The following is a 12,199-nucleotide window of genomic DNA, read 5'->3' as shown; positions in this document are numbered from 1 at the left end:
GCAACACATCTTCCTTAGACCATATTGGCAATCGTGCAATGTCTGCCAAAGAAGAAAATGATGCCGTATCAAAAGCTGCAAACTTCTCTTTATAATCGTCTGAGTGTGCTTCTGCAAGGGAAACAAGTTCTTTTAACTGCTTGAATTGATACGCTTCCAATTCTTCAACTGACCAGTTTTCAGACTGTTTTAAAAACGTAAACCATTTCCTTATGGAAGGATTTCGGAAGCGTTCACCAAGCTGAAAAATAAGTTTATGGAGCATATGTAAGCTAAAATAATTGATCGCAAAGAAATTGATTCTCTTTTGCAATATCAAATAAAATGATCGTTGAGTTAAATTTAAGATTCCTCTCTACAGTGGAATTAGTTCAACTTACAATATTGAATTCGTCTTTTTGACTTCTCACTATCGAGTTTCACTAATCTAAATTAATAAAAATAAACAGATCAAAATAATCATTTTTTATTTGTTATTTTGCAGATGAATTTATTCTTTATATGAATCACAAAACCAAATCTTTAATTTTTAAGACCTTAAATGTATTGCCCAATGCATTAGGTTACGGAATTTATCACCAATTACAGAAGTTTCTCAACAGAAACAGCGTTAATTTTAAGATAAAAACCAACGATCGTTCTTTTAAAGAAGCCATGATCATTCTAGAAAAAGAAGGCATTGATTTGGAAGAAAAAACGGTATTGGAATTAGGCTCTGGTTGGGCGCCAATAATCCCATATTTTTTCACACATTTTGCAGATGTTTCGCGTGTATCAACCTATGATATCAATGAACACTACGATTCAAAAACGATTGCCAAGTTAAACGCATACTACAAAGAGCATTATAAAATAAATATTGCTTCCGAAAGCGGCAAATACGCGTTACCTAGCAATGTAAAATACTATCCAAAAACGAATTTAGCTGATTCATCAATTCGTTTGAATGAACATATTGACTTGGTATTTTCACGATTTGTATTAGAACACATTCCACCAGAAGATTTATTGAAAATTCATCAAAGTTTCGCAAAAATCCTTCCGAAATCAGCACACATTTTACACATGATTTCGCCAAGTGATCACAGAGCGTATAACGATTCTTCTCTTTCGTATTATGACTTCTTAAAGTACAGTGCGGAAGAATGGAAACAACAGCATACAAAATTCGATTATCACAATCGTTTGCGATTACCAAACTATCTGGAAATCTTTGAAAAAGCAGGATATGAAGTCGTTTCCTTGGATTATGATACTTGCGAAAAAGATTCTGAAAAGTACCGTAAATTCAAAGAACTCACACTTCACAAAGACTTTCAACACTATACGGAAGAAGAAGTTTTAGCAGGAAGTATTAATGTGCTGCTGAAATTAAAGTAGACTATGAACATTGAATTGACTCCATTAATTGAATTACCAACTTTTAAGTTTCCTGATTTAGAAGGAATGACTGATATTGAGAAAAAATATCAACTTTTAATCGAACGGAATTATTCAGAGGTTAAAAATCTAAAGCCGTTCAATCAGCATCAATATCGATTAACTGATTTAAGTCTTTTTGATTTAAAAAAAGCAATTGACTTACATATTTCAGATATACCAATAAGTGATTCGTGTGCATTTTTTGGTGGATATGGTTTAAAAATAAATGACGAATTTGTTTTATTTCCGCAATGTTGTGGATTGTTAAGTGAAATCAATGATTGGAAAAAAATACTAAATGAAAATTTTGAACCGTTTCATTTATCAGAATGTCATCCTGCTCCAAGATTTGAAAAAATAGGGAACAATGTCATTATTGAATGTGATTCAAGTCATGAAGTTTTTCATCCAAAAGCACAAAATCAAATAGTTGTAAATTACACCTCTTTGACTCATGCAATACATAAAGTTTCTATTAGACTTAACAAAATATCAAAAATTTTAGATGAATTTAATTCTGAATACAAAACAGAAAGTATCGCTAAATACTTAATTTGGGGAGAGTAACATTATCGAAATGAAAAACAAACTAATCATTCTGTCTTTTCTATTGCTTTTAGTAACCGAAGTTTTTGCACAAGATTTCTATTCGGTCATTGCTGAAAATGGTTTGGTTGTTAGAGATAAACCAAACTTAAATGCAGAACGTATTGGAAAATTTCATTGTGGTACATCGATTAAACTCATTGAAAATACGGGTATTGATTTGCAAGTAAATGACAATAAAAAACAGATTTTAGGAAAGTGGTTTTTAGTCACTTCAAAATCAGGAGTAAAAGGCTATGTTTTTAGTGGCTACCTTTTAAAGAAAGAGCATCAATGGAATGTTGGATTTACTTGTGATGAAGGTTTGCTCGTATGCAGTACTAAATTTTCAATTAAAAAAAACAGCTTTGAAATTTTCAATTTTCAAATAGAAGCTCAAGAAACCAAAAAAGATACACTACTATTACACGAAGCTGTATTTAATGAAATTGGCGATAAACTTTTAAAAATAAAACCCAGAAACGATCTCAAAAAAATAGAAGTTTATTACACCAGACTTGAAACCTTAAACGATTGGGGAAGCATTAAAAATTCAGACAGTATCATCCCAAAATGGAAAGGAAACAAGCCATTTATCAAACTAAAAGCTGCAAACGATATCTTTTATCGAATTCCGACTACAGACTATGATAAAGTTAGGGAATTAACTGCCGTGGAAATGAATTTAGAACGTTCTCCTGATTGGGATAATGTAGGCGAAGGCTGGTGGATTCCTAGGTATATGTATAAAGGAGTGATTGCGCCTTATGAAATAAAATCAATTCTTCTTAAAATTATTACGACTGATATTCACAATAAAACAGAAGTCAGTTATATTGAAATTGTGATGTCTTATGGTTGTTAGATACTGATTATTACATTTTCAAATTAACTAATTAGCACACTAAACGACACTTCTACCTTTTAGTGTAGCAGCATCCGCTACAAACTCCAATACCTTTACTTCAAGAAAAAGTTGATGCTTATTTAAGTAAGAAGAAGACTAATTATTAACTTAAATTTTTAATTTATGAATGAATTAGAGCAATTCAAAGTTGAGGAACTCGAACAGAGACTCGAAATGAACGAATGGACTGCAGGAATGGATGAAACGCCAAATCCTGATGGTGCGGATCTTCCGTACGAGTCAACTCCGTATGTTAGGTACACAATAGACTTCTAGTAAACTTTAACCAAAGTTTATTAAAATTTCTATGAATAAATCTTAACTTTTAGGCAGGTTTATAGCGGAACAATTCTTTTGCAGAATTCAACTTTCTATAAATCTGTCTACAAAAAACTTTAGATATGAAAAAAAATGTTTTTTTGATTTTAGTGACACTATTTATTTTTAATTTTTCGCTTCAAGCGCAAACACAAACTACAGCAATGGCTGATAGTACAAAAGTAACAGGTTTCAAATTTTATACTATTGAAAACTATAACTTTCCGTTCAAAATAACGAACACACAAGCGCCTGTTTTTAACTTTAATATGAATATGAATTACTTCAAAAAATCGTTATTTCAAAGCTATAACAACGTATCTATGATAAGTGATTTTTACGAACAAAACAGCGACGGAACGTACACGTATGCAAACCCTGGCAGAAACTTAGAAAATCTATACAGAGGCGTAAAAATTGATTCATACAATCCCAAAGGAATGTCTGCAAACAGCAAAAGCATCATCTTTGGCGTATTTGGTACGATATTAGATAAAATACAAAAATAACAGAACTCTTTTTTTATGAAACGCGCTACACTAGTAAAGCTATGTTTCCTAATTTTAGGAAGCAATATTTACGCACAAAATATAGTAGTTGATAGTATTACCAAAATGCCTGTTGAATCGGTACATATTTCGTACAATCTCCTTAACGGACTGATTACCAACAGCGACGGATACTTTAAACTTCCCGAAGATGCAAAAGCGGAACAAATTACACTTTCGCACATTGCATACATCTCAAAAACAGTTACGGCTGAAAATTTTAAAAATCGTGACACCATTTACATAACAAGCAACGCAATAGATTTAGAGAAAGTAGTGCTTGAACTTTTTGCCGTAAAAGACACGTTGTCTAAAGCAATTGACCGAATAGACAAAAACTACATGGATGTTCCGCACAATTCGTATGGTTTTTTCAGACAATCCATGCAACAAGACGAAAAAGGAATCGAGATGATTGAAGTCGATTTTGTAAGTTATTTAAAAAATCGTGCGTCTAGTTACAGCACAAAAATTATCACTGCGGAACGTACCAAAAACTATTCGGATATCCGATTTAGCACTATTGGCGGCGTGTACGCGATTATTGAAAAAGGAGATTTTGTAAAACGAAAAAAATACTTCTTAGATAAAAAAGAAATGGGTAGTTATGAGTTTAGCTATGAAGGAACGCTCAATAACAACGGAACTAAAATTTATAAAATCGCATTCAAACCAAAAGACAAAAACGATTTACGTCATTTGCGAATTGGACAAGTATATTTAGATGCAAAATCGTTAGCTTTTATGGAAATTAGCTATGAAATGGATCAAACGAAGTTAAGAAAAATCAATTCATTATCCGATCCGAAACTGCGAAGAAGCAGACCTGTGTTTTTCACAAAAAGTGTGCGAAGCATTATCAAATATCAAAAATTTAACGACGATCGTTGGGCATTATCTTCTATCGAAGTCCGAAATTCAAAAGAAGGCGCGCTCAAAAAGAAAAGTCACATGTATGCTCTAATCGGAAAATTAATTATCAATAAAGTAGCAATTGATGCAGTTGTAGAAGTTGAAACCAATTTTAAAACGGACAAAGATTTCTCAAAAGCCATTCGACGAATTGACAATGTTAACGATTGGAATGATTCGTATAAATTTCCGTTATCTAGTGACGAAAAACAGGTTTTAGAAGAAATAAAAAACCAAAAGTAAATAACGTGAATTCGATATAAAAATCAACAGTGGTTTTGTCTTTTCCGCAGTATAGTAGGAGTTTTTCGTTAAAAATTTTTGAAGCCTTGGAAAAAATTTAGAAAAATTCATGCGGTTTTAGTTTTTCCCTTAAAAGAAAAACTAAAAATACCTCTGGAAAAGCGCACTTTCTTTTGTTTCTTTTCTTTGTGCGAGCAAAGAAAACGAAAATAAAAAACTAAAATTTAGTTCTTTAAAAATATCGAACTAAGTGTTTTCAAAATTAAACTTGAATAAAACATACTTATTAATTTCTAGTCGATCAAGATACTATATTTTGATCGACAGGATACTAACACGCTTAATTTGCTGCTAAAAACAAATCCATATTATACAAAACTCATCAGTCAAAAGGAGGCATTAATTGCAACAATTACAGCTTCTTTGCGCAACTATTTGGAATCCAATTGCTATCCAACGGAAGTTGTAAATGAAATTGTGAGCGAGGAATTTATTGCGGCAAATCCGAGTTATTATGTGTATTATCCGTATTTATTTAAAGATTATTTTCAGATTGATGACACAGAAACATTAGACATGCTTTCCATTGCTGGATTTCTGTACTATCGCGCTGTAATTTTAATTGATCGCATATTTGATGATAAAAACAGCAAACACAACTTTAAAAAGTATTTTATTGCGAATATATGTCAAGAAGAAACCATTAAAATATTAAGTCGTTTTTTTGGTGAAAATCCTAAATTTTGGAAAACCTGGAATCTTAGAAAGTTTGAATATGCAAAAGCCTATAAACTCGATAAAACGCTGAAAAGTATCAACGATATTTCAGAGTTTGAAGCGTTGGCAGATTATAAAAGTGCTTTTGGTAAAATTGCGATTGATTGCTTGTTTCAGCTATCAAACAAAAAAGACAAAGAATTATACACTTCGCTCCTCGCCTCTCACAAATATTTTTATGTTGCATTTCAGATATTTGACGACATCAAAGATTACACCGAAGATGTTGAAAATGAGCAATTCAACATATCAAAATATGAATTAATTCTAAAATTACAAACCGAAAACGATTCGATTGATTCGTACACAATTGCAGAACAAAAAAAGCTCATCTATCTAAAAGGAATTGCAGAGAATTTATACGAAAAAGCGACAAATTATTTAGACAAATCAATTGCATTACAAGCTGATTTTAGTTCACAAAACACACAACTTTGGACAAACGAAATTGACGGTTTATATAATACTGGAATAACACATTTCCTAAATATAAAAGGATTTATCAGCATGTTCAATTCACAACAAAAATTAAGTTTGGAATCACATTCAAACACAACAATTCAAGAAGCTGTTGAAAGTGCTGATTCATTTCTAAAAAACAGCCAAATTTCTGATGGAAGTTGGAATGATATTTTAAACGATGCTGGCGTAAGTGATGTTTGGGCAACGTGTTTTGTAACACAAACTTTGAGCGAATTCAATATGGAATCTGCGGAAGCAATTGCATACATTCAAAAACACCAATTGGCTTCTAAATTGTGGAGTTACAACAAAATTTGGTTGGAAGATGCTGATTCGTCTTCATTTGCCCTTTTAAGTTTATCTAAACAAGAAATTCCTACCGAAGAAGCTTTCAATCAATGGCTTATGTTTCAAAATAAAGATGGAGGTTTTGCTACTTACAACGACAAAAACATCTTAATTTCATCATTAAACAGTCCAAACATAAAAAATGTAAATGGTTGGTTGCAATCACATTTTTGTGTAAGCGCAGTCGCTTTTTTAGTATGTGTGGAATTGGAAAAAACGGAAACATTAGCGTTTCAAAACTTACGAACCTATTTACTGAATCAACTTTCCTCCAAAAAACACTTGCTTTCCTATTGGTGGACAACCGACGCGTACGCTTTGTATTATGTATTGTTGGCGGCTATCAAAACGAACGACACGGAAATCATCCGCCTAAGCGAAATACGCACTGAAATTGAATTGAAAAGAACAGTAAAAACAACGAATTATTTCTACAAAAGTTACCTTTTAAAAACGGTGTGTTTGCGAGCAAATTTGCTAAAAAAACACCGTGCTGAAATAGATAATATTGCGTTGCAAATCATTTCAAATCAATTTGCAGATGGTTCTTGGAAAGGAAATTATTCGCTAAAAATGCCGCATCCAAGTGTTGTAAATACTGCGCGCAAAGACATTCAGTGGAAACCGGGAAACAAAGGAACTAATTGTATTGTAAAAGATTTTAATCGGGTATTTACAACTGTATCTTGCCTATCAGCCTTAAAAAATTATGGAGCTAGCTTATCATAACCGCATTGTAAAAATATCGGATGAAATTGAAATTGGACAATTCAACGAATCCAACGAATATATCATTACACACCAACGATTGGGAAACAGAATTGTAGTGAATCAACTGACCTTAGATATTTTAAATTTAATCGATAACAAATCGTCTTTAGCTACAATTGTGGCTCGATTTAACGAAAAAACGACCAACACTATTTCAGTAAAAACGGCACTTGCGTTGTTGTATGGAAAATTAGGACGACAAGGAATCATCATTGATGAAAATAACGAAGCAACAAAAAAGCCGAAAAACTCCTATTTATATTTGAGTTTCACTTTGATTAACGAAAAAAATTTAGGCTTTATAATGAAGTTACTTTCGCCCATAATTTCGTTTACACATTTCTATAAAATCCTATTTGCAGCGCTTGCTATTGTGCTGTCTACCATTATTTTGAATCACTCCGAAATCATTGAAAACATTGCATCTTTTAATGTAAAACATATTGTTTTCTTTATTTTTATAAAAGGTGGAATTATATTTTTGCACGAATTTGGACATGCCGCTGCTTGTAAAAAACTAGGCGCCAATCCTGGAAGTATTGGGTTCGGATTTTACTTATTATCGCCCGTAATGTTTGCCGATGTTTCTGATGTTTGGAAACTAAAAAGCAAAGAACGAAACTATGTAAACTTAGCCGGATTGTACATGGAAATTTTACTGGCAGTTGTTTTGTGCGGAATTTACTTTTTTGTAATTCAAGACATTTCATTGCTGATTATCAACTACATAATTCTATTTAGCGTCGTATTAAATCTGAATCCGTTTTTACGTTATGATGGATATTGGGTGTTATCAGATACTATAAAAACAGCGAATCTAAGAAAGGTTTCCATGGAAAAACTCCGCGCATTTACACAAACTATTTTCAAGAAAAACACATTCTCATATACAATTAAAAATGTGTTCTTAGTTGTATATGCGTTTATCAGCATGATTTTCATTTTTATATTTCTTGCAATTATTCTGCTAAAAGATCCAAATGCACTCATCACTTTTCCTGTAGATTTTTACACCTACATAAAAACGCTTATAACTACCGAAAAATCCTTTGTAGCAAATGATTTAACACAGTTTGTACTTCCGTTTTTATTCTACTTTATCATCATAAAACTGGGAATTAGTTTGGCAATTGGGCGAAAGCAAAAAAAGCAGCGGTTTCAAGGAAAGAATTGATTCAGTTTTGATCTTGACAATGTTTAGCATAGTTTTATAAAAATCAATATATTTTTATGAAAAAAATTCTGTTTCTATTTTTTATCCTTAGTGTCAATGTTATTTTTTCACAAACAAAAATTGACACAACTCAGGTAGAATATGTTCAATATGAATGGGATATTGATTTGGAAACAAAAGATGCTACGCTAAATTCAAAACTAACCAAGTATAAGAGTGGATTCTATTTTGAAGAATTCAAGTTTATGAATGATACTACAAAATATGGGCATTTTTTAATTTTTAAAGCTGAAAAAGATCATTTGCTTTCCAAAGTATTTTTTAAAGATTATGTGACAGCATTAGGAGATGCATTGGTTACCACAAATTATGATAACTACGGAAATCCTGATAATATTGTGTATTCGATTCAAAAAATCAAATCCCAAAAAACAACTTTCCTCTTCAAGAAAAAGTACAAAAGAAAAGGGAAATTAGAGTTTATAACTGATGAAGATGGCACTAATTATTATAAATACAACCTGTTTGGCAGGCTGAAACGAATTGAACATTTTCGAGGTGATATTTTATATAAAATAAGTGAATACCGAAAAAATCGCTTGGTAAGTGAAACGTTTCCAACTAGAAAAAAATATCGTAAAAAGTTTACGTATGCGTACGATAAAAAAGGACGTATTACAAAAAGGGACGACAATGATTATTACTTTTGTATATACACATATAATGAATTTGGCCTAACTCGAATTGATAAAATACGTAAAAAGAATAAAATTACAATTTCATACACACTATTTGAATATGATACTAACGGAATACTGATTGGAAAAAAGTTCTTTGGATACAGGGACAAAAAACCAAGAAACGTATATGTATATACGTATGAATAATTATGGTAACCTGTTGTGCATTTTGATAAAATTTCGTCAATTCAAGTGAATGTTACGATTAAAAATGAGTGAAATTTGTATCGAGAATAGAATATTTTGTACTAAACAGTTCTCAATACGATTTTTCGTACCTAAAAATCACTCGAAATGACGTTTCGCTATACTTTTGAATTGAAAATGCACAACGGGTTTGTGTTATTATTTTAATAAGTTTCTCCACTGTTTTTTAACCGTTTCCCAATCGAAAGTTGCTGCTTTTTTACGAGCATTTTTTGATAAATTTTCAACCATTTCTGGAGAATTGACAAGCGATGCAATAGCTGCAATGATTTCATCTTTAGCATTCGGCTTTACCAAAACACCATCTACTTTATCATTGATTAAATACGAAATTCCGCCAACATTTGTAGAAACAATCGGCATTCCGAGTGCCATTGCTTCAATCAAACTTACAGGTGTATTGTCAAAATTTGTAGTATTTATAAAAATGTCAAATTCGGCAGATCGTGAAATCCAATCGTGTTTGGAAAGTCTTCCTGTAAAACTGACTTCAACCTCCAATTCTTTGGCAAGTGCTTGTGTTTTCTCGAATGAGTCATCTTTTTTCGGTCCAACCATGCATAAAGAAGCTTCAATTCCTTTTTGTTTCAAACCGTGCAAGACTTCCACAGCCAATTGCGGATTGTAAATTTCGGCAAACGAACGCACCCATAATAGTTTCGCTTTCACATTTGTTCGCTGTTTAAACGTATATTCTTGCAATTCTACATTATTAGGTATGTGTTTCAAATTCGTATAACCGTAACGTTCAAAAATCGTTTTTAAAAACATAGATGGCGAAACATTGGCGTGTGCATTCTTAAAAATCACATCACTTTTTGCTTTGCTATGTTTTAAACGTTCTTCTAAATTTCCACCATGCAAAATTGGAATGTATTTCAATTTTAATCGAATACACAACTTACTCACATAATACGCATACAGAAAGTTTGTCGTACTATACGTATCAATCAACACATAATCAATCTTTTTTCGGTGTTTAAAAACCGTCCAAAGCATGTCTAACAATCTGAAAATTTTATTTTGTTTGTTGGAAGTCAATTCAAGCTCAAAACCTTCTTTTTGGAGTAATTTCCCCAAAGTTTCAATGGTTGTAGCCGTTTTTCCGTGACCGGAAATGATATTTCCAACATAAATAATCATGCTTTTTTATGCGCTACAAAAACATCAAACAATGGAAGAATTGGTAAAATCTTAGCCAAACTCTTTACTTCGTACGTTTCGCTTACAATTTTACGAATCGACTGAATTTCAGAATCATGGTAATCACCAGTAAAATCTTGTCCCGCGAATTTTCTACCCAATTTATATAAGAAATTTTCAGTCGGTCCAGAAATAATCACTTCGCCTCCATCTTTTAGTAAAGTTCTAAATTTCCCCATATACTTTCGCAACTGATCGTCGTTCATGTGTTCCAACACATCTAACGCAATGACAACATCATAGCTATTTTCTTCTAAATTTTTATCGAACAAATCACCTTCCATAAACGTAATCGAATCCGGATAATTGATGTTTTCTTTCAATAAATTCACAGGTCGCAAATCCAAATCTAAACCAACAACTTCATGTGAATTCGTTGCCAATTCATACGACATTACGCCTGTTCCGCAACCAAAATCGATGACTTTTAATCCTTTTTTATTTTTCTTGTGTACATAATTTGCTACGACTTTTAATCGTTTCCAAAAAATATGATCAATTACTGGATTTTTATGCGCGTATGCTGGCAAAGCAGCTTCTGACAATACTTCATCCGTTCCTTGCGCTTTAAGTCGTTTTACAATTTCTGTTTTAAAAAGCTTTTTTGTTGCCTTCATTTGTTATTAGGTTAAAAGTTGTTTGTTAGGCTAAACGTAATTTTTTCAGTTCCATATCCGTAACCGTCAAATATCGCTTTAAAAGTTCCATCTGCTAATTTATGAATATCGATGTGATGCATTCCGTTTTTAGCCCAAGTTTCTCCTTGATTTTTAAGAATTGGGTTATTTTCTATTTGTGATTCTTTGTAATATGTCTTTGATATTGAATCGATTGAAAAACCATATACTGCACGGCCGTAACCGCCAAAATGATCTTGTGCAAACCGAATCAATTGTCCATTATGCTTTAAAATTCTTCCCGCAGAACGTGTATAGTTTCCAGTTAATAAAGGTGATTTTGGATGTTCTGTCCATTCGCCATGTAAACTATCCGCAACATACAAGCGCAAATCTTTGTCTTCTGTTGCTAATAGATAGGAAACCGTGTCTTTTTCAAAATAAGTTGCATCTACCAAACGCTTGTCTTTTATGAGTGCTTTGTCAACTTTCCAATCAAATGGAAAATTAGTAGTTTTGTACAATCGTACCTGACTGTGACGTTTGGTTTCAGGAATCATATACGTGATACCATTTTTTTCAAAAACCATCGGATACGATAAATGAACCGTTTCATCTAACGCAATTCCGAGATATTTCCATGCGCCATTTTCTTCAACGGCAACGCCAATATCTGCATGTTTCTCGCTCATTATTTCAAAAAACGCATACCATTTTCCGTCTTTTTGGTGTAAAAACGGATCTGCCATGAGTAATTTCTCTGGAATATCATTTGTTTCTCTGTTGAATACTTTTGCTTCAGAAACCTTCCACTCTAGTGGATTTGTAGTCGTTCCTGTTGCAATAGAATAATACGCTCCTGTAATTTTTCTACCAAAAAATGGCACGGGTTTTTTCATAAAATAGCAATAGCCGATATAACTCGAAAAGAGAAATCTGATGCTAAAAACTATGATTGCTATTTT

11 protein-coding genes and 1 pseudogene are annotated in these 12,199 nt (G+C 32.3%); 8 read left to right on the top strand and 4 right to left on the bottom strand.

All coding sequences use genetic code 11. From position 1 onward, the window contains the following. Positions 1-265: pseudogene (locus tag AB8B65_RS20235) on the bottom strand (phenylacetate--CoA ligase family protein); the annotation flags it as partial. A 236-nt stretch (positions 266-501) separates the two neighbouring features. On the opposite strand from AB8B65_RS20235, the gene AB8B65_RS20230 reads away from it, so the two are divergent. The 8 genes from AB8B65_RS20230 (at position 502) to AB8B65_RS20195 (ending at position 9,354) form a co-directional block, all read left to right on the top strand. Then, a complete protein-coding gene (locus AB8B65_RS20230) occupies positions 502-1,380 on the top strand; it encodes a methyltransferase domain-containing protein (protein WP_405303098.1) in 879 nt (292 codons plus the stop codon). 3 nt (positions 1,381-1,383) lie between these two features. Further along, the gene (locus AB8B65_RS20225) at positions 1,384-1,989 is read left to right on the top strand and encodes a hypothetical protein (RefSeq protein ID WP_405303097.1); all 606 of its coding nucleotides are present in this window, start codon (positions 1,384-1,386) and stop codon (positions 1,987-1,989) included. 10 nt (positions 1,990-1,999) lie between these two features. Then, the gene (locus tag AB8B65_RS20220) at positions 2,000-2,872 is read left to right on the top strand and encodes an SH3 domain-containing protein (protein ID WP_405303096.1); all 873 of its coding nucleotides are present in this window, start codon (positions 2,000-2,002) and stop codon (positions 2,870-2,872) included. A 443-nt stretch (positions 2,873-3,315) separates the two neighbouring features. Then, positions 3,316-3,741 carry a hypothetical protein gene (locus AB8B65_RS20215; RefSeq protein WP_405303095.1) on the top strand — a complete coding sequence of 142 codons (426 nt, stop codon included), beginning with the start codon at positions 3,316-3,318 and terminating at the stop codon, positions 3,739-3,741. 15 nt (positions 3,742-3,756) lie between these two features. Then, positions 3,757-4,935: a hypothetical protein gene (locus AB8B65_RS20210; RefSeq protein WP_405303094.1), complete on the top strand. Its 1,179-nt coding sequence runs from the start codon at positions 3,757-3,759 to the stop codon at positions 4,933-4,935. 345 nt (positions 4,936-5,280) lie between these two features. Further along, positions 5,281-7,251 carry a hypothetical protein gene (locus AB8B65_RS20205; RefSeq protein WP_405303093.1) on the top strand — a complete coding sequence of 657 codons (1,971 nt, stop codon included), beginning with the start codon at positions 5,281-5,283 and terminating at the stop codon, positions 7,249-7,251. After that, positions 7,232-8,467: a hypothetical protein gene (locus tag AB8B65_RS20200; protein ID WP_405303092.1), complete on the top strand. Its 1,236-nt coding sequence runs from the start codon at positions 7,232-7,234 to the stop codon at positions 8,465-8,467. Before AB8B65_RS20205 ends, AB8B65_RS20200 begins: the two co-directional genes overlap by 20 nt. Before the next feature lie 56 nt (positions 8,468-8,523). Continuing rightward, entirely contained in the window at positions 8,524-9,354 is an 831-nt protein-coding gene (locus AB8B65_RS20195) for a hypothetical protein (protein WP_405303091.1), read from the top strand. A gap of 198 nt (positions 9,355-9,552) precedes the next feature. Here the strand turns inward: AB8B65_RS20195 and AB8B65_RS20190 are convergent, their stop codons facing one another. The 3 genes from AB8B65_RS20190 to AB8B65_RS20180 all read right to left on the bottom strand — a co-directional run. Then, complete coding sequence (locus AB8B65_RS20190) at positions 9,553-10,557, bottom strand: glycosyltransferase family 4 protein (protein WP_405303090.1); 1,005 nt, start codon at positions 10,555-10,557, stop codon at positions 9,553-9,555. After that, on the bottom strand, positions 10,554-11,234 hold the full coding sequence (locus tag AB8B65_RS20185; RefSeq protein ID WP_405303089.1) for a class I SAM-dependent methyltransferase: 681 nt from the start codon (positions 11,232-11,234) through the stop codon (positions 10,554-10,556). The genes AB8B65_RS20190 and AB8B65_RS20185 overlap by 4 nt, the downstream gene beginning before the upstream one ends. Positions 11,235-11,245: 11 nt before the next feature. Beyond that, the coding region (locus AB8B65_RS20180; protein WP_405303088.1) for a hypothetical protein at positions 11,246-12,199 on the bottom strand (954 nt) is incomplete at its 5' end.

This window comes from Kordia sp. (assembly GCF_045105435.1).
In the GTDB taxonomy this organism is placed as follows: Bacteria; Bacteroidota; Bacteroidia; order Flavobacteriales; family Flavobacteriaceae; genus Kordia.
The sequence above is the reverse complement of the archived record's forward strand: the minus strand, read 5'-3'. Positions and strand labels throughout refer to the sequence as shown.

What these genes read in the sequence shown, in the direction of transcription:
- AB8B65_RS20230 (WP_405303098.1), top strand. Translation starts at nt 502, where the DNA reads ATGAATCACAAAACCAAATCTTTAATTTTTAAGACCTTAAATGTATTG.
- AB8B65_RS20225 (WP_405303097.1), top strand. Translation starts at nt 1,384, where the DNA reads ATGAACATTGAATTGACTCCATTAATTGAATTACCAACTTTTAAGTTT.
- AB8B65_RS20220 (WP_405303096.1), top strand. Translation starts at nt 2,000, where the DNA reads ATGAAAAACAAACTAATCATTCTGTCTTTTCTATTGCTTTTAGTAACC.
- AB8B65_RS20215 (WP_405303095.1), top strand. Translation starts at nt 3,316, where the DNA reads ATGAAAAAAAATGTTTTTTTGATTTTAGTGACACTATTTATTTTTAAT.
- AB8B65_RS20210 (WP_405303094.1), top strand. Translation starts at nt 3,757, where the DNA reads ATGAAACGCGCTACACTAGTAAAGCTATGTTTCCTAATTTTAGGAAGC.
- AB8B65_RS20200 (WP_405303092.1), top strand. Translation starts at nt 7,232, where the DNA reads ATGGAGCTAGCTTATCATAACCGCATTGTAAAAATATCGGATGAAATT.
- AB8B65_RS20195 (WP_405303091.1), top strand. Translation starts at nt 8,524, where the DNA reads ATGAAAAAAATTCTGTTTCTATTTTTTATCCTTAGTGTCAATGTTATT.
- AB8B65_RS20190 (WP_405303090.1), bottom strand. Translation starts at nt 10,557, where the DNA reads ATGATTATTTATGTTGGAAATATCATTTCCGGTCACGGAAAAACGGCT.
- AB8B65_RS20185 (WP_405303089.1), bottom strand. Translation starts at nt 11,234, where the DNA reads ATGAAGGCAACAAAAAAGCTTTTTAAAACAGAAATTGTAAAACGACTT.